The sequence below is a fragment of the Parapedobacter koreensis genome (assembly GCF_900109365.1).
Classification (GTDB): Bacteria; Bacteroidota; Bacteroidia; order Sphingobacteriales; family Sphingobacteriaceae; genus Parapedobacter; species Parapedobacter koreensis.
Window position 1 is genome coordinate 752,590 of sequence record NZ_FNZR01000002.1, and the last position, 16,930, is coordinate 769,519.

A 16,930-nucleotide genomic window follows, 5' to 3' on the forward strand; every position below is an offset into this window, starting at 1 on the left:
AACCTATTTTAGTTTGGCCATGTTATTATTAGGCATTGATATCGGCACCTCATCCATCAAAGTCTCGGTGGTAGATGCCCACACACAGACCAGCATCGCGTCTGCCCGCTATCCGGACGACCATGAAAACCACATCCTCTCCGTCATTCCCGGGTGGGCGGAGCAATCGCCCGACATGTGGTGGGAACAAGTATCCCTGGCCATCAAAAAACTCACAGCCAATGCCACTTTCGATACGAAAGACATCGCTGCCATTGGCATTGCCTACCAGATGCACGGTTTGGTGGTGGTAGACAAAGCCGGCCATGCGCTGCGCAATTCCATCATCTGGTGTGACAGCCGTGCGGTGGAAATCGGTGACGCGGCGTTCGCCAAAATAGGCCCCCAACATACCCTCGCACACTTGCTCAACTCCCCCGGCAACTTTACGGCTTCAAAATGGGCCTGGGTGAAAGCGAACGAGCCGGACACATACGCTAAAGCCCACAAAATCATGTTGCCCGGCGACTACATTGCCCTGAAACTGACGGGCGAAGCTACCACCAGCATATCCGCGCTTTCCGAAGGTGTCTTTTGGGATTTCCAATCCAATGCCATTTCCACGGACATCCTCCAATACTTCGGGTTTGACGAGTCAATCTTCCCGGTCATCACCCCCCTATTCGGCGAGCATGGCACATTGCGGAAGGACGTGGCGGCGCAACTTGGCCTCAGCCCCGGCATCCCGGTATCGTACAAGGCTGGCGACCAGCCCAACAATGCATTATCCCTCAATGTACTACAGCCCGGGGAAGTAGCCGCCACGGCAGGCACTTCGGGGGTTATTTACGCCGTAAGCGACCAGCTGGTTTATGACCATGCATCCCGGGTCAATACCTTTGCCCACGTCAACTATACACCGGAGGTGCCCCGGACAGGCGTATTGCTCTGCATAAACGGCACGGGAATCCTCAACCGCTGGGTGAAGGAGCACTTCGGGCATGGGCTCGACTACCAGCAGATGAATGCACTGGGCAAAGCGGTAAATCCCGGCAGCAATGGCCTGAAAATCCTGCCGTTCGGCAATGGAGCCGAGCGCATTCTCCACAATAAGATTCTCGGCGCACGGTTTATCGATCTCGACTTCAATGCCCATGGGCGGTCGCAGGTCTTCCGTGCTTCACAAGAGGGCATCGCCTACGCTTTCCGCTACGGATTGGACATCATCCGCGAAAACGGCATGAATCCGGCAATCATCCGTGCAGGACGGGCCAATATGTTCCTCAGTGAGCTGTTTACCGAGATTTTTGTGGACATCACCCGCGTGCCAGTAGAACTGTATGAAAACGACGGTAGCGTGGGAGCTGCCCTGGGAGCAGGCATCGGCTCAGGCATCTTTGCATCGGCGGAAGAAGCGTTCAGCAAATTGAAAGCCATCAAGACTGTGGAACCACAGGTTTCGCTCCACTATGAAGAATTTTACCAAGAGTGGAAGCAGCTACTGGATGACCAATTAACAAAAGAACTAAAGTCCCCAAACCATCATTAACGAACAAATAAATTAACAGCTTTTAATAAAAAACAATATGTCAAACGTACTTATCGGCGAAAAAGAATATTTCAAAGGCATCGGCAAAATCCAATACGAGGGCCTGGAATCAGACAATCCATTGGCCTACCGTTGGTATGATGCCAGCAAGGTCATTGCCGGCAAAACCATGGAAGAGCACCTGCGGTTTGCTGTGGCATACTGGCACTCGTTCAATGGCAATGGCGGCGACCCATTCGGTGGCCCTACGCTGTTTTTTCCCTGGGATGAAAGCAACGACGTTATCCAACGTGCAAAGGACAAGATGGATGCCGCCTTTGAGTTTATCACCAAAATCGGCATGCCGTATTATTGTTTCCACGATGTGGACGTGGTGGACTATGGCAATGACGTGGCTGAAAACGAAAGCAGGCTGCAAACCTTGGTCGCCTATGCGAAAGAAAAACAAGCAGCTACCGGTGTAAAACTACTGTGGGGCACGGCCAACCTGTTTTCGCATAAACGCTACATGAACGGCGCAGCGACCAACCCGGATTTTGCGGTGCTGGCGCATGCCAGCGCACAAATTAAAGCGGCATTGGATGCGACCATTGCCCTTGGTGGCGAAAATTACGTATTCTGGGGTGGTCGCGAAGGGTATATGACCTTGCTCAACACGCATATGAAACGCGAGCAGGAACACCTTGCACGCGTACTCCATCTTGCCAAGGACTATGCCCGCAGCCAAGGATTCAAGGGCACATTTTTCATTGAGCCCAAGCCTTGTGAGCCCACCAAGCACCAGTACGATTATGATGCGGCTACGGTGATCAGCTTCCTGCGGCAGTACGACTTGCTCGGCGATTTTAAGCTCAACCTGGAGGTAAACCACGCCACACTGGCCGGCCATACATTCCAGCACGAGTTGCAAGTGGCGGCTGATGCCGGGCTGCTCGGATCGATGGATGCCAACCGGGGTGATTATCAGAACGGATGGGATACCGACCAGTTTCCAAACAACATCAACGAGCTTACGGAATGCATGCTTATCATCCTGGAAGCAGGTGGCTTTGCTGGCGGCGGCATCAATTTTGACGCCAAGATACGCCGCAATTCCACAGATAGGGCTGACTTGTTTTATGCCCATATCGGTGGTGCAGACACATTTGCCCGTGCGCTCATCGCGGCAGATAACATCCTCCAAAAATCCGATTACCTGAAATTACGGGCCGATCGCTACGCTTCCTATGATTCCGGAAAAGGCAAGGACTTCGAAGACGGCAAGCTGACCCTCACCAATCTCCGCGATATCGCGGCAGCATCCGGCGAGCCCGAAACCATCAGCGGCAAACAGGAGTTTTACGAGAACTTGGTCAACAGGTTTATTTAGTGGTCGGGGCAATGATGGGTGGTCGGTGGCGTTTTGCCATCCATCACCCATCATCGCCCAAACCCAAATATCCGTTCCCGTTCGTCCTTGATACCCATCAATTTGTTTTTAATCACTTGAGCGGCAATCATGCTGAATGTGATTCCATTGCCGCCGTATCCCAGGGCAAAGAACATCCGTTTCTTGCCAGGCCACGGCCCAATAAATGGCAGCCCATCACGCGTGGAACTAAAGGTACCGCACCAAGCCATGTCTACAGTGAATGGGATTTCCGGATAAATCCGCCTGAACTGCCGTTCGAGCCGCTTTATTTTCCAGCGCAGCAACCGATCCCGCCGTTCCGCATTTTTAAACGCAACATCTTCCCCGCCAATCATCATGCGGTTGTCCGACGTCGTGCGCATGTAGAAATAAGGGTGGGCAGTTTCCCATATAAGGCTACGTTCGGGCCACAATTGGGATGCTTCGACAGGTTGGGAGACCAACGCATAGGTAGAATTCAGATCCATGACCTGCCTGGGCAAAAATCTCCCGGCTTCAAAGCCTGCCGCGATAACGACATACTTGCACCGGATAGCCTTCCCATCCCCGGTCAACAACGTATACCCGCCTTTTTTTTCCTCATAGGCTACAATGTCCGTATGGGAAAAAAGCGGCAAATCATGTTGCTTGATATGGTGCCTCAGCAATCCCGTAGCCGCTTGGTAACAATCCATCTGTGCAGCTTCCCTATTTTTTAATGCCCCCGGACCTTCAATGCGATGGTTTGCCAATAACGCATCGGCATCCAAAAATTCCACGGGCAAGCCGTGTTTTATGCGCACCTCGTATTCCCGCTCCAACAATCCCAGTCCACGCCTGTTGCTTGCCAGGTAAACACTGGACACCCGTTTGAAGTCTGGATTGACCCTTATGGCATGAAATACCTCCTCAATGTCCGTGATGGATTGCAAGCTGGCATGGTAAGCCTTCACCGCTGTCTTCTCCCCCACTTTATCCATCATTTCGCACAGTGGCACATCGATTTCGTACTGAAGCTGGGATGTGCTGGCAGCCGTACTCCCGGTGGCAATGGTACGCTTATCGAATACCGCACAGGGGATACCTGCCATACACAGTTCATGCGCTACCAGCGAACCGGTAATACCCGACCCGATAATGGCCACATCGATGACAAAATCATCCCTCAGCGGATGGAAATAATCAAACAGCTCGTTCTTGACAATCCAGTAAGCAAGCCCAGAATGCAGGTCCATATTGTATATTTCTCAATAAACAATGCAAGACATGGATTGTTTCGCCTGGCAAGGGTCGCAACGATATCGTATATTTACCCCACAAACTCATCAACAGGACATTGTGCATGCCTTTCCAAGGAAATCTGTTTGAGCGCCTCTCAGCCGCAGCGGCAAAAGTCAAAACGCCAGCATTAGTGGCCCTGGCCGAGGATGCTACCCTCCCAATAGCATTATTGCATGACATATGCTATGACCAAAAGCATGGCACCGTCGCGTTCAGGGCCGCATGGGTACTGGAGCATATCGCGACCCATTATCCTGATCGGTTCATGCCCATTTTTGACGCATTCCTATCCCGGCTACCCGAACAACGAAATGTAAGCTGCCAACGCCATTTTACCAAAATAGTCATGTGCATCACGCATCCAAAAGCGCCTAAGCCCTACCAAAATGCCTTTGCCACCATTGATCACGAGCAGTTGGTGGAAATCCTGTTCAGCTGGCTTATCGCGCCCCGCGCACCGGTAGCCGTACAGGTCAATTGCATAGCAGCCCTATTCAATATGTGTGATGAAATTAAATGGTTAGCAGCTGAGCTGAAACAACAGACTGCATTTCTCCTGAAAGATGGCTCGGCGGCAATGCAAAGCCGCGGCAAAAAAATAATGGCCAAGTTGGCTCGATCAAAGTTTTAGCTTGATGCCCACGGAAAACATCCCGTAGCTGTCCCGTTGTTCGCCGAAACCATCCATTCCTTTATCGGCAGCGAAGTTCAGTTGGCCATTGACATTGATGTACCACATAAATGAATCCATCAAGTAAGGCGCCATCCTGTTTAACGGCAGATCAACACCGATATCGGTGTGGTAGATGTACCCAAAAAACGAGCCGTTGGTATAGGTTCGCACGGCCTCGCTCCTCGTAAAGTTGAACATCCCACCGAACCCAGCGCCTAAATAAACCGTATTGATTGCCTTTTGCAGGTACGTTTTCCGGTACATTATCCGCCGGTCATGATCATCCTGCATATACATGAGTGGATGAAAACGGACGTTCAATAGCCCCGTAAAAAACAACAACGTAACCGGATAAGAGTCGATATTATCATACTGATCGCCGCTTCGCAGTGCGCCTTCCTGGGCTTCGAGGCTAATGCTGATCCCATGGCGCAAGAAATAATCTCCCCTTAAGAAGATTCCAGCTCCCAAGGCTTTTCCCTGGAGATCACCGGATATCATGGCAGGACCGCCACCGAAAGATAGCGCATATCTGAAATAAGGCACCGGTGACTCATCCCCGAACTGAGCCTTGGCGGGTGCTATACAGACAAGAAAACAACAGGTAAAGAAAAAAAGTGTAATTCCAGGTAGTTTCATAGCGTAGTAAAGGAATTTTTTGGGTTTATGTGACTAAAAGTGTGCCTCTTTTCATACGTTTGTGTTTTTTTATTCAAAAAAGTGTATTTCCTTTCGTATAATTCACCCTTCCCAGGTGTTTATACGCAATTTCTGTACATTCCCGACCTCGGGATGTGCGCATTAAATATCCTTCTTGGATCAGAAAAGGCTCATAAACCTCCTCGATGGTTCCTTCATCTTCTCCCACCGCCGTGGCAATGGTTTTGAGGCCTACCGGTCCGCCTTTGAATTTATCGATGATGGTCATCAGGATACGGTTGTCCATCTCATCCAAGCCATGCTCATCCACATTGAGTGCATTGAGCGCATATTTCGCAATGGGTGTATCGATTTCCCCATTGCCTTTTACCTGTGCAAAATCACGCGTGCGCCGGAGTAACGCATTCGCTATCCGAGGCGTTCCACGGCTCCTGCGGGCGATTTCGTATGCCCCTTCATCGGTAATCGGCGTACGGAGGATACTGGCCGACCGGAGTACGATGGTCGTCAGCAATTTGGCATCATAGTACTCCAACCGGGCGTTGATGCCAAACCTTGCCCGCAGCGGTGCCGTAAGCAGTCCCGAACGCGTGGTAGCACCCACTAACGTAAATGGATTGAGTGTAATCTGCACGGAGCGTGCATTGGGGCCGGTTTCGAGCATGATATCTATCCGGAAATCCTCCATGGCCGAATAGAGGTACTCCTCTACCAGCGGGCTTAAGCGATGTATTTCATCAATGAAGAGGATATCGCCCTCTTCCAGGTTGGTCAATAGGCCCGCCAAATCGCCCGGCTTATCCAATACCGGGCCTGAAGTGATTTTAATGCCCGCCCCCATCTCATTGGCGATGATGTGCGACAGTGTAGTCTTTCCTAATCCCGGAGGTCCATGAAGCAATACATGATCAAGTGCTTCCCGACGTAGCTTGGCGGCTTGTACGAATACCTTCAGGTTTTCCAATATCTTTTTCTGGCCCGTAAAATCTTCAAAGGCCTGTGGGCGCAACACTTTTTCAAGCTCGCGCTCAACATTCGATAACCTTTCCGCATTCGGATCCAAATGTTCGTTCATTTTCTTTGCTTTAGCCACACGGGCCGTCAGAAATCAATCTTCAACCTAAGCCTTATTGCTTCCGACTTCAGACTTCCGGCTATACCCCCTAAACCAACTGCTCACCTTCATCTGGATGACACCAAAAAAAGCTTCACGGAAGATCCGTGTACTCATTTTGGAAACCCCTTCGGTACGGTCGGTAAAAATAATCGGTACTTCTACCACATTAAAGCCATACTTGATGGCTGTGAATTTCATTTCAATCTGGAAGGCATAACCTACGAACTTAATCCGATCGAGTGGGATGGTCTCAAGCACTTCCCGCCGGTAGCATACAAACCCAGCCGTCGCATCGCGTATGGATATTCCGGTTATCAGCCGTACATAACCCGAAGCAAAATAAGACATCAGCACCCTGCTCATCGGCCAATTCACCACATTGACCCCTTTGATATACCGCGATCCGATAGCCATGTCGGCACCGGATACACACGCTTCACGAAGCCGGGGCAGATCCTCGGGATTGTGCGAAAAGTCGGCATCCATCTCAAAAATATACGTATACGCCCTGACAATACACCACCGGAAACCATGGATATAAGCGGTGCCTAATCCCGCCTTGCCTGCCCGCTCCTCTAAAAACAGCCGCCCGGGAAATTCCGCCTGCAGGCGTTTCACAATCGCCCCTGTTCCATCCGGCGAACCATCATCCACTACTAAGATATGAAAATCTCCGGCAAGCGAAAACACGTTGCGGACGAGCTTTTCGATATTCTCTTTTTCGTTGTATGTAGGAACAATGACTACGCTATCTGACACTATCGACTATAATTTGGCGATAAAGGTAACGATTATCAGCAAAAGGTTGAATACAAAAATGCCGTTTAACGGATACCGTGCATCATCCGTTTCAGCAACGGTGAAAAGAGCACCAGTATCAGTCCCGCCAACCCCGGAATCACAGCAAAAATCAAGAAAAACGTCGACAGTGAATACGCTTCGCTGATGCGGTCGATCAAGCTTCCCGACATACCGGCCAGCCAATTGGCCACAGCCGTACAGCCAAACCAAAGGCCGAAAATAAAGCCAGCCAAGCTTTTAGGCGACAGCTTGCTCATGTAAGACAGCCCCACCGGCGAGATGCACAACTCGCCCGATGTATGGAAAAAGTATGCCAGCACCAACCACACCATACTCACCTGAGCTGTGGCTGCACCTTGGGGAATATGCCGGCTGCCATACGCAAGTGCCGCAAAACCGATACCTAAAAGGACTAATCCAATGGAAAATTTCACCGGTCCACTCGGATTAAACACCTTTTCCCATATCCTACTGAAAGGAGTGGCAAGCGTAATAATAAAAAATGAATTGAGGATTTGGAACCAGGATGCCGCCACCTCTGTTTCCACCGCATAGAATTCACGCTGTACTTTCCAGATACCCAGGCACCAGATCACGGCAAAGCTCAATGCCGTAAATACTATCGATATGGGATACTCCGAAAACACCTTTTTCGCCAAGGAAAAAAGCACCAGTGTCACAATAAGCAGGGGGAAAATCGTCAGGATAGCATCGATCCACTTGAACGTCAATGCAGCGTTGCCTTCCAGGACACGCTGGGTATAGTCCCTTGCAAAAATACTCATGGAACCGCCAGCCTGCTCAAATGCCATCCAAAAGAAAATGCTCGACAAGCAAAGGACGATGATGACAATCAGCCGATCGCGGACCACATGCTTCGGTGCCTTATCCGCCGCTGGCTCAACAACAGTCCCGGCTGTCTCTTCGATATCAGGCGTGTCCTTTTGCCGATTGCCCAACAAGCCAAAAATCCGCTGCGCGTAATAAAACTGCAACATGCCGAAAAACATAAAGATACCCGCCAAACCAAATCCATAATGCCAGCCGATCTTCTCGCCGATGTATCCGCAGAGCAACATGCCGAGGAATGCCCCGGCATTGATGCCCATGTAAAAAATCGTATAAGCTGAATCTTTCTTTGCACTGTTATCCGGGTAGAGCTGCCCCACAATGGAGGAAATATTCGGCTTGAACAAGCCATTGCCCAAAATGATCAGCAACAAGCCTAAATAGAAAAAGTTGGAACCAACGCCTTCCAATGCCATGGAAGCATGGCCAAGCGTCATGAAAACCGCTCCGATGATGACCGCCTTTCGGTATCCCGTCAGTCTATCAGCAATAAACCCGCCAATCAATGGCGTCAAATAGACCAATCCCGTATACCACGCATAAAGCTCCATGGCACCCTCCCTTGACCATGCCCAACCCCCTTCGGCAAGTTCGGAGATTAAAAAAAGGGTCAGCAGCGCACGCATGCCGTAGTAGCTGAATCGTTCCCACATCTCGGTGAAAAACAATACAAACAGGCCTACCGGATGCCCGAACACCATCTTCGTATTCACACCATTCTTAATGAGGTGATTGTTCAATTGTTCATCTTGCTGTAATTGTTGCATAATGCGATATTAGGTATTACCAAACGCCTTATTTTATCGGCATGGACTGCAAATAAAACAAAGTTTTTGCGATTTATATGGAATTTAAAGAAAAAATATTGGAAATGCCTATCAAGGTTGCTGTCCGGAAAAGCCACTTTTGGGATGATTTTTGAGGTTTTTGGGGTCGTTATACCCATCGTCGGAAGGGCTCGGCGGATTCATCAACGGGACATCCGAAATGAGTCTGAGCCTTCCACCACCTAACTGCCATGCATCGTAGGACATATCAGGCCCATAGTGCTCATACTGTCCCTCATAGGGTGTGTCTGCGGGTGCCAGGTGATCCAAAATAATGTGGTTCGCAGCGCTGTCGTAATCCATATACATGCTGGCCTGCCTGCTATAGCGGTAAATCATCCGTGTGTTTTGCTGGGTATCCGCACCATTAAAAACCGCCTTACCCAACCGTGCACCGCTGCCCGTCAGCTGGAGCACGTCGATGACTTTCTGTGTCATGCCGGGGTTATACCCTTTCCACCCCAGCAAAATATAGTCGCCATCAAGCGGAATCATCCGGTAGTATTGCGCCCCATACCAATTGTCCGTCGCGGTGACGGCCCGCTCGGGATCTTGGATTTCATACGTTTTATCCAGCAAGGGGTATAACTTAAGGCTGCCATCCGGCGTATTCAACTGGATAGTGCCATAATATAAATAAGACCCGTCGTTGAGCTGGATATGCCAGGAGAATATCCTGAATTTGCCATCCGGCGCTGCAAGTATAGACACCATGTTGAGGGAATCAAACGGAAAGGAATACGAATGCGGAACCTTCAACGCGGCGACCAACGTTTTGACAAAGGTAAAATTAGCGTCCAGCCGATCGGGTTCGCTGGGTTCATTGTACATGATGTACCCCAATTTTACCAAGCTATCTTGCAATGCCGTGATTTCACTGCGGTTATCGGATTGGCACCACGCTCGAACGCCAAAAAAAAACAACCCGACCATTAAAAAGAAAAATCGTTTCATCAGCACGTCACCTTTTCGTAAACCCTAAGATTCCATTCGCTCCACGACCAAGGCACTGGCACCACCACCGCCATTGCAGATGCCGGCGACACCAATACGGCCATCATTTTGGGCCAACACGGAAAGCAGTGTCACCACAATCCGTGCACCCGAAGCACCCAGCGGATGGCCAAGTGCCACGGCACCACCATTGACATTGACCCTATCGGTAGATAAGCCAAGTTCCCGGTTGTTGGCGATGGAAACCACGGAAAACGCCTCATTGATTTCATAGAAATCAACATCAGCGGCACCGATGCCCGCATGCTGCAATGCCCGGGGAATGGCCTTGGAGGGCGCTGTGGTAAACCATTCCGGTGCCTGTTGGGCATCCGCATACCCCCGTATGCGGGCCAATGGCCGCAAGTTGAGTTCGCTGAGCTTCGCCTCGCTGACCAATACCAGCGCCGCCGCCCCATCGTTGAGTGTAGAAGCATTGGCAGCGGTCACGGTACCCTCCTTTTTAAATACGGGTTTTAACAACGGCATTTTATCAAACACCGCCGTGTGTATTTCCTCGTCTTCGGCCACCAGCACCACCTCCCCTTTCCGGCCGGGAACCTCGATCGGGATGATTTCGTCTTTAAATTTACCCGCCGCCTGCGCTGCCTGTGCCCGCTTATAGGATTCAATAGCATACGCGTCTTGCTCTTCCCTGCTGATACGGCATGTTGAGGCGCATAGCTCTGCTGCCAACCCCATATGGAAATCATTGTATACATCCCAAAGTCCATCCTTGACCAGGCCGTCCGTCAGCTGCCCGTGCCCCAGCCTGTAACCTGTCCGTGCCTTATCCAAGTAATACGGCACGTTACTCATGCTTTCCATGCCTCCAGCCACCACGATATCGTTGAAGCCCAATGCAATACTCTGCGCAGCCAGCATAATGGATTTGGCTCCCGATGCACAGACTTTGTTTACCGTAGTAGCGGGTATATCGGGCAGTCCAGCAGCCTTGGCAGCCTGCGTAGCAGGAGCCTGCCCCAAACCGGCTGATAAGACGTTGCCGATATAAGCCTCTTGGATATGTGCCACGGAAAGCCCGGCATGCTGTACCGCCGCCTTGATGGCAGCGCCCCCCAATTGCGTGGCCGACAACGCGGATAACCCGCCACCAAAGCTGCCAATAGGTGTTCGCACCGCCGAAACAATATAGACATCCTGCATAACAATATCGGATTATAGGCGCTAAGTTACGAAATACGATGGAAACCTCAGCCAAACATCAAAATCCGGGAGTTAAAATAAACTTACAAAAAATGTTAGATTCATCTAAATTTCGTATTTTTGCGTTCAGCATGAGGAAAGTATATTTCGTTTTTGTTGCGCTATGGGGCATATCGGTATGCTCATCCTGCCAGCACCGAACAGGTGCGGATACAGGCCACGCAACCCCCTATATACTGGCGACCACCGGCATGATTGCTGACATGCTCCAGCATATCGCGGGGGATTCGGCCGTTGTAGAAGCATTGATGCATCCCGGCGTAGATCCGCATCTTTATAAAGCAAGCCAGGGCGACCTGCGCAAGCTGTTGGATGCCGACTTTATCTTTTACAATGGGTTGCACCTGGAAGGGAAGCTGGCCAGTATCCTCAACAAGCAGAAACGCGTGAAACCGGTGGTAGCCGTGGGTGAAGGTTTAGCAGACCTGATCATGATCAATGCGGACACGTATGACCCGCATATCTGGTTTGATGTATCGCTTTGGAAAGCGGCTACCGCCCACGCTGCAAAGGAATTGGCACAACTTGATAGCAGCAATGCCACCTATTACCATGCCAATGCCCTTGCTTATATGGCTCAGCTGGACACACTGGATGCATGGGTGCATGCACAGCTAAACACCATCCCTCCCCGCCAACGGGTGCTGATCACCGCCCATGATGCATTCAGCTACTTCGGCCGCGCCTATGGCGTGGAAGTAAGGGGATTGCAAGGCATTTCCACGCTTTCAGAATTTGGCTTGCAGGATGTATCGGCATTGGTAGACTACATTGTTGACCGCCAGATACCTGCGGTGTTTGTAGAAAGCTCAGTGTCCGACCGCTCGTTGAAAGCCGTTTTGGCCGGTGTGCAACAACGCGGAGGTGCCGTACACATCGGCGGCAGCCTGTTTTCGGATGCCATGGGTACCCCGGGTACACCTGAGGGCACGTATATCGGCATGGTCCAGTATAATGTAAATACGATTGTGGCGGCTTTGAGCAAATAGAACAAGCATATGATTGTACATACACAACAACCCGTACTTGAAGTACACGATCTCACGGTAAGCTATTCGCGCAAACCTGTGCTGTGGGGCGTAGACTTCACGCTGCCTACCGGCTGCATAGCAGGCATCGTAGGCCCCAATGGTGCCGGTAAATCCACGTTGCTTAAGAGCATCATGGGTCTGATTCCCCTTTCAAGTGGGTACGTCAAGCTGTTTGACCGCCCCTTGGAGGAAGTACGGCACCGCGTGAGCTACGTGCCGCAACGCGAATCGGTCGACTGGGATTTTCCGGTCTCGGTCTTGGATGTGGTACTCATGGGCCGCTATGGCAAGGTGGGGCTTTTTCGCAATACCGGTACGCGTGACAGCGCGATTGCGCTTGATTGCCTGGACAAGGTGGGCATGTCGGCATTTGCCAAGCGCCAGATTTCGCAACTGTCCGGCGGCCAGCAGCAACGTGTCTTCCTTGCGCGGGCATTGGCCCAGGAGGCCGACATCTATTTCATGGACGAGCCCTTTGCTGGCGTAGATGCCGCTACGGAGCAAGCCATTATCAAGCTACTGCGCGAAATGGCTTCCGCCAATAAGACCATTGTGGTGGTGCACCATGACCTGCAATCCGTCCGTGCCTATTTCGACTGGCTGATTCTGCTCAACATGCACTTGGTTGCAGCAGGGCCAACCGATCAGGTCTTTACCGAAGAAATGATGCAGCAAGCCTATGGTGGCAGGCTCAGCCTGTTGTCACAGGTGGGTGATGTCATGGAAAAACGTGCCTTCCCCAGCAGGGAGCATTAAGCCGGGAGGAAACCATGCAGAATTTAATCGATTTCATTTCGTTTTCGGATCCCAATGTACGCTATGTCGTACTCGGCAATGTGCTGCTCGCCGCCAGTGCGGCCATGGTAGGTGCCTTTATCCTGCTTCAGAAAAAAGCGCTGGTGGGCGATGCGGTATCCCATGCAGTTTTGCCTGGTGTTTGCGCCGCATTCCTGTTTTCCGGCAGTAAAAATACAGCGCTCATGCTGATCGGAGCCTTCGTCTCGGGCTGGCTGGCCTTGATTACCATCGACTACATCGCTGCCAAGTCCAAAATCAAAAAGGATGCTGCCATCGGTTTGGTATTATCGGTATTCTTCGGTACGGGCATGGTGATGATGACCTACATCCAGCAATCGGGCAATGCTGCACAAAGCGGGCTTGACCACTTCATCTTTGGCAACGCCGCCACCCTTGTGGGCGCAGACTTGGTGGTTTTCAGCATCCTTGCCGCGGTATTGCTCCTTGCGGTGGGCGTATTCTTTAAAGCGTTTGCGTTGGTCGCTTTCGACAAGCCTTATGCCGAAGCACTGGGCTATCCCGTGCGTAGGCTTGACCTGTTGCTTACCAGCCTTACCGTATTAGCGGTAGTCACGGGCATTACAGCCGTAGGCGTCGTGCTGATGGCGGCCATGCTGGTCACGCCTGCCGCGGCTGCGCGCTATTGGACAGACAATATCCGGCGTATGGTGGGCATCGCCGTAGCCTTCGGGGTATTCGCGGGCCTATCCGGTGCTTACATTTCGTATGTCGCCCCCGCCATGCCTACCGGTCCATGGATGGTGGTGGTCTCATCCGCCATTGCCTTCTTTTCGTTCTTCTTCGCGCCCCGGAAAGGAATCGTACCACGGATGTACATGCAGCGCAAAAACCAGCGGGTGATTGTGGAAGAAAACACACTAAAAATGTTTTACCACCTTGGTGAACGGAATAGCCATTTTGACGGCATGAGAAGCCTGGATGAATTGGCCAGCACCCGGGAAGTCAACAAGGCCTTGCTGAAAACGGCCTTGCGGCGACTGGTCGCAAAGGGGTTATTGGCCTCGCGGGACGGCCAATGGGCGCTGACGGATGCGGGACACCAAAAAGCCATGCGGGTAGTCCGGTTACACCGCCTGTGGGAATTGTACCTGACAAAATATATGGATATTGCTTCCGATCATGTGCATGATGATGCCGAAACCATCGAACACATCCTCACCCCTGAATTGGAGCGTGAGCTTGAACATCAGTTGGGATATCCCGATAAGGATCCGCACGATACGGAGATTCCGAAATAGCCGTAAGTTATAAGTCGGCAGGCAGCTTTAAATAGAAAGAAAATGATAGCGTTTTGGATTATACTCACCGGAGCATTGGTAGCCATCACTTGTGGGCTGCTGGGATGTTTTTTGATTCTCCGTAAGATGAGCATGGTGGGCGATGCCATCAGCCATGCCGTATTGCCGGGCATTGTCATTGCTTTTTTGCTCAGCGGAAGCCGCGAGACACTGCCCATGTTGCTGGGTGCCGGAGCCACGGGCATGCTGGCTACTTTTCTCATCGAGTATTTCCACCGGCGGGCCAACCTGCAGACCGATGCCGCTATCGGCGTTACGTTTACCTTTCTTTTTGCCGTAGGCATCATCCTCATCAGCGTCTTTGCCGGAAAAGTAGACCTTGACCAAGATTGTGTATTATACGGCGAAATCGCCTATGTCCCTATCGACCTGTGGGTGATGGATGGCGGCATTATCTTAGGACCCCGTCCGGTATACATCCTATCTGCCATGCTGCTCGTCGTCATTTTGTTTATCAAAGTGGGCTACAAAGAGCTCAAGCTGACATCGTTTGACCCTGCCTTTGCATCGGCATTGGGCATCTCCACCGCCCTCTGGCATTACTTGCTCATGGCTGCTGTATCATTGACGACCGTTAGCTCTTTCGAGTCTGTCGGAGCCATACTGGTCATTGCGTTCCTCATCGGCCCGCCAGCCACTGCTTACCTGCTGACCCACGACTTGAAACACATGCTCGCCATCACAGCCGTGCTGGGTATTTTCATCGCTTTTGCAGGCTATTGGATGGCCTACTGGCTGAATGCGTCCATTGCTGGTTGCATGGCTGTGGTCACGGGCATATGCTTTGCCTCCGTGTTTGTCGCCCAGCGCATTGCCAAAAGGAAAAGCAGCCCAGCCATGCCGGGAGAGGCTATCGGCTAGGCGCTATCATCTTATTGCGCTTGCGTAGGAAAATTGATCATCCAGTGCACGCCAAATTTATCCGCAAAGGAACCAAAGTAATCGCCCCAAAACATATCTTCCATGGGCATTTCGACGTTTCCATCGGCAGAAAGCCCATTAAACAACCTATCGGCTTCCTCCCTGCTATCCGGCGTGATGGAAATGTAGTTGTTGTTGCCTACATGCAAGACATGCCCCGCAGAGGGCAGGCAATCCGATGCCATCAGGTGCTGGCCGTCGCCAATGGGAATGGCAACATGCATGGCGCGCTGTTTCTCGTTTTCCGGCAATTCCTCCCCACCGGGTGCATCGCCCATACGCTGGACAAACAGTTCTCCGCCAAAAATCGATTGATAAAACCGGAACGCCTCTTCCGCATTGCCATCAAAATTCAAATAGGGATTGAGTTTCATAATTATTTGTTTGTTGTGTCGTTTATGCCTACAAAGATAGCCTACATCACTATCAACCGTGGTGGGGGAATGCGCCAACCGTAAGGGGCGATCGTGACAAAAAACAGAAATTTGAAAAACATTTTGCGGAATACGGATTAATAGATACATTTGCATCCCCGAAACGGGGAATCGTACTTTACAATAAGCCCAGGTGGCGGAATAGGTAGACGCGCTGGTCTCAAACACCAGTGGGGCGACCCATGCCGGTTCGATCCCGGCCCTGGGTACGGAACCCTCTTTACAGCATGTAAGGAGGGTTTTTTCGTTTTCTGGCTATTGCAACATGGGGGTATGGCTCATATTGCTTGTATCAATTAAGCTTTTCGAACGCACCGCGATGCAAATGTCCAATGCTGTCCATTTGGAAAAGGCCCACATGTGGAATAAGATGATAGATAAGCGCTCCTATCCTGAGAAGCAGGATTTATACGGCGGGATACTGGGTTATTCAGTAACGTCTTGTTCAGGCAAGGTTTTTAACAGTTCCTTGGCAGGAACCTCTTTAATTTCCCCATCAATTTTCACCACGAGGTTTTCATCCTTGGCTGCCGCTTCTTCAGCGAGTTTGCGCAATGCTTTTTGAACACCAAAAAGAATTTTGTCAGTGAACGAATTTTTGTCTGGAAACAATGAAGCATCAATGTTGTTCATCACACTGCCTTTTTATAACATCCCAAAGTTCGTCATTAAATACCATTTCTCCAAATTCGTCCCGCTTTGCGACCGACTGAGGAACAAGTTTCATATTGTCCAAAATCAACCATTTATCACATATTGGGTATATAAATGTATCAAATTATGTACCCCCCTAAAATACCTTCGTATCACAACATTGTCGGAGATGTGATGCCCTCCTTTAGCTACACGTTTGGCAACACGTTTTATCGCCTGTTCGGGAGAATCCAGCCAGAAATAAAGTAAGACAACCTTATATCCGCAAGCCTTTGCCCGCTTGATTAACGACACGTAACTACGGGTTGCTAACGTAGTTTCAAAGCAAAATCGGCTTGTTCATCCAACAGCTCACGGATACGAGCAAGCATAATCCGGCCAGCTTCCAGCGCCACGCTTTCGGGATTGAAAGGAGAAAGGCAATATG

Annotated in this window: 16 protein-coding genes and 1 tRNA gene; 8 read left to right on the forward strand and 9 right to left on the reverse strand. The window is 50.9% G+C overall.

Annotated features, from left to right (window positions below; translation table 11 throughout):
* The first annotated feature begins 19 nt into the window (after positions 1 to 19).
* Together BMW65_RS07420 and xylA are read left to right on the forward strand one after the other, a co-directional pair.
* A complete protein-coding gene (locus BMW65_RS07420; RefSeq protein ID WP_090604095.1) occupies positions 20 to 1,528 on the forward strand; it encodes a xylulokinase in 1,509 nt (502 codons plus the stop codon).
* Positions 1,529 to 1,565: 37 nt separating this feature from the next.
* On the forward strand, positions 1,566 to 2,897 hold the full coding sequence (gene xylA, locus BMW65_RS07425; protein WP_090604097.1) for a xylose isomerase: 1,332 nt from the start codon (positions 1,566 to 1,568) through the stop codon (positions 2,895 to 2,897).
* Positions 2,898 to 2,947: 50 nt separating this feature from the next.
* Here the strand turns inward: xylA and BMW65_RS07430 are convergent, their stop codons facing one another.
* Positions 2,948 to 4,153 carry an NAD(P)/FAD-dependent oxidoreductase gene (locus BMW65_RS07430; RefSeq protein ID WP_090604099.1) on the reverse strand — a complete coding sequence of 402 codons (1,206 nt, stop codon included), beginning with the start codon at positions 4,151 to 4,153 and terminating at the stop codon, positions 2,948 to 2,950.
* Between the two features lie 107 nt (positions 4,154 to 4,260).
* Here BMW65_RS07430 and BMW65_RS07435 point away from each other — a divergent pair, with 107 nt between their 5' ends.
* Positions 4,261 to 4,830 (forward strand): hypothetical protein, encoded by a 570-nt coding sequence (locus BMW65_RS07435; RefSeq protein ID WP_090604100.1) that lies wholly within the window; start codon positions 4,261 to 4,263, stop codon positions 4,828 to 4,830.
* On the opposite strand, the gene BMW65_RS07440 is transcribed toward BMW65_RS07435, so the two are convergent.
* The 6 genes from BMW65_RS07440 to BMW65_RS07465 form a co-directional block, all read right to left on the reverse strand.
* Positions 4,819 to 5,511 (reverse strand): hypothetical protein, encoded by a 693-nt coding sequence (locus tag BMW65_RS07440; RefSeq protein ID WP_143053831.1) that lies wholly within the window; start codon positions 5,509 to 5,511, stop codon positions 4,819 to 4,821. The two genes, BMW65_RS07435 and BMW65_RS07440, sit on opposite strands and share 12 nt — an antisense overlap.
* A gap of 73 nt (positions 5,512 to 5,584) precedes the next feature.
* Positions 5,585 to 6,607, reverse strand: coding sequence for a Holliday junction branch migration DNA helicase RuvB (gene ruvB, locus BMW65_RS07445; protein WP_090604104.1), 1,023 nt, complete (start codon positions 6,605 to 6,607; stop codon positions 5,585 to 5,587).
* A gap of 45 nt (positions 6,608 to 6,652) precedes the next feature.
* Positions 6,653 to 7,408: a polyprenol monophosphomannose synthase gene (locus BMW65_RS07450; RefSeq protein ID WP_090604106.1), complete on the reverse strand. Its 756-nt coding sequence runs from the start codon at positions 7,406 to 7,408 to the stop codon at positions 6,653 to 6,655.
* Positions 7,409 to 7,473: 65 nt separating this feature from the next.
* A complete protein-coding gene (locus tag BMW65_RS07455) occupies positions 7,474 to 9,066 on the reverse strand; it encodes a peptide MFS transporter (RefSeq protein ID WP_090604108.1) in 1,593 nt (530 codons plus the stop codon).
* A 111-nt stretch (positions 9,067 to 9,177) separates the two neighbouring features.
* Positions 9,178 to 10,080: a hypothetical protein gene (locus BMW65_RS07460; RefSeq protein WP_143053832.1), complete on the reverse strand. Its 903-nt coding sequence runs from the start codon at positions 10,078 to 10,080 to the stop codon at positions 9,178 to 9,180.
* A gap of 24 nt (positions 10,081 to 10,104) precedes the next feature.
* Positions 10,105 to 11,286 (reverse strand): acetyl-CoA C-acyltransferase, encoded by a 1,182-nt coding sequence (locus BMW65_RS07465; RefSeq protein ID WP_090604112.1) that lies wholly within the window; start codon positions 11,284 to 11,286, stop codon positions 10,105 to 10,107.
* 92 nt (positions 11,287 to 11,378) lie between these two features.
* Between BMW65_RS07465 and BMW65_RS07470 the strand changes: the two genes are divergently transcribed.
* Genes BMW65_RS07470 through BMW65_RS07485 form a run of 4 tightly spaced genes read left to right on the forward strand, consistent with a single transcriptional unit; the run spans position 11,379 to position 15,355 of the window.
* A complete protein-coding gene (locus BMW65_RS07470) occupies positions 11,379 to 12,335 on the forward strand; it encodes a metal ABC transporter solute-binding protein, Zn/Mn family (RefSeq protein ID WP_218145359.1) in 957 nt (318 codons plus the stop codon).
* 9 nt (positions 12,336 to 12,344) lie between these two features.
* Positions 12,345 to 13,133 carry a metal ABC transporter ATP-binding protein gene (locus tag BMW65_RS07475; protein ID WP_090604114.1) on the forward strand — a complete coding sequence of 263 codons (789 nt, stop codon included), beginning with the start codon at positions 12,345 to 12,347 and terminating at the stop codon, positions 13,131 to 13,133.
* Positions 13,134 to 13,147: 14 nt separating this feature from the next.
* Entirely contained in the window at positions 13,148 to 14,434 is a 1,287-nt protein-coding gene (locus BMW65_RS07480) for a metal ABC transporter permease (RefSeq protein WP_090604116.1), read from the forward strand.
* A gap of 42 nt (positions 14,435 to 14,476) precedes the next feature.
* The gene (locus BMW65_RS07485; RefSeq protein WP_090604118.1) at positions 14,477 to 15,355 is read left to right on the forward strand and encodes a metal ABC transporter permease; all 879 of its coding nucleotides are present in this window, start codon (positions 14,477 to 14,479) and stop codon (positions 15,353 to 15,355) included.
* 11 nt (positions 15,356 to 15,366) lie between these two features.
* Here the strand turns inward: BMW65_RS07485 and BMW65_RS07490 are convergent, their stop codons facing one another.
* Positions 15,367 to 15,789, reverse strand: coding sequence for a VOC family protein (locus tag BMW65_RS07490; protein WP_090604120.1), 423 nt, complete (start codon positions 15,787 to 15,789; stop codon positions 15,367 to 15,369).
* A gap of 187 nt (positions 15,790 to 15,976) precedes the next feature.
* Between BMW65_RS07490 and BMW65_RS07495 the strand changes: the two genes are divergently transcribed.
* Positions 15,977 to 16,058, forward strand: a tRNA-Leu gene (locus BMW65_RS07495).
* A gap of 217 nt (positions 16,059 to 16,275) precedes the next feature.
* On the opposite strand, the gene BMW65_RS07500 is transcribed toward BMW65_RS07495, so the two are convergent.
* A complete protein-coding gene (locus tag BMW65_RS07500; RefSeq protein WP_090604122.1) occupies positions 16,276 to 16,482 on the reverse strand; it encodes a hypothetical protein in 207 nt (68 codons plus the stop codon).
* Between the last annotated feature and the right edge of the window lie 448 nt (positions 16,483 to 16,930).

Bases quoted from the DNA above. Each gene is read 5' to 3' on its own strand.
- BMW65_RS07440 (WP_143053831.1), bottom strand. From the start codon at position 5,511: ATGAAACTACCTGGAATTACACTTTTTTTCTTTACCTGTTGTTTTCTT.
- BMW65_RS07455 (WP_090604108.1), bottom strand. From the start codon at position 9,066: ATGCAACAATTACAGCAAGATGAACAATTGAACAATCACCTCATTAAG.
- BMW65_RS07460 (WP_143053832.1), bottom strand. From the start codon at position 10,080: ATGAAACGATTTTTCTTTTTAATGGTCGGGTTGTTTTTTTTTGGCGTT.
- BMW65_RS07485 (WP_090604118.1), top strand. From the start codon at position 14,477: ATGATAGCGTTTTGGATTATACTCACCGGAGCATTGGTAGCCATCACT.
- BMW65_RS07435 (WP_090604100.1), top strand. From the start codon at position 4,261: ATGCCTTTCCAAGGAAATCTGTTTGAGCGCCTCTCAGCCGCAGCGGCA.
- BMW65_RS07500 (WP_090604122.1), bottom strand. From the start codon at position 16,482: ATGAACAACATTGATGCTTCATTGTTTCCAGACAAAAATTCGTTCACT.
- BMW65_RS07470 (WP_218145359.1), top strand. From the start codon at position 11,379: ATGTTAGATTCATCTAAATTTCGTATTTTTGCGTTCAGCATGAGGAAA.
- BMW65_RS07490 (WP_090604120.1), bottom strand. From the start codon at position 15,789: ATGAAACTCAATCCCTATTTGAATTTTGATGGCAATGCGGAAGAGGCG.
- BMW65_RS07475 (WP_090604114.1), top strand. From the start codon at position 12,345: ATGATTGTACATACACAACAACCCGTACTTGAAGTACACGATCTCACG.
- xylA (WP_090604097.1), top strand. From the start codon at position 1,566: ATGTCAAACGTACTTATCGGCGAAAAAGAATATTTCAAAGGCATCGGC.
- BMW65_RS07465 (WP_090604112.1), bottom strand. From the start codon at position 11,286: ATGCAGGATGTCTATATTGTTTCGGCGGTGCGAACACCTATTGGCAGC.
- ruvB (WP_090604104.1), bottom strand. From the start codon at position 6,607: ATGAACGAACATTTGGATCCGAATGCGGAAAGGTTATCGAATGTTGAG.
- BMW65_RS07480 (WP_090604116.1), top strand. From the start codon at position 13,148: ATGCAGAATTTAATCGATTTCATTTCGTTTTCGGATCCCAATGTACGC.
- BMW65_RS07430 (WP_090604099.1), bottom strand. From the start codon at position 4,153: ATGGACCTGCATTCTGGGCTTGCTTACTGGATTGTCAAGAACGAGCTG.
- BMW65_RS07420 (WP_090604095.1), top strand. From the start codon at position 20: ATGTTATTATTAGGCATTGATATCGGCACCTCATCCATCAAAGTCTCG.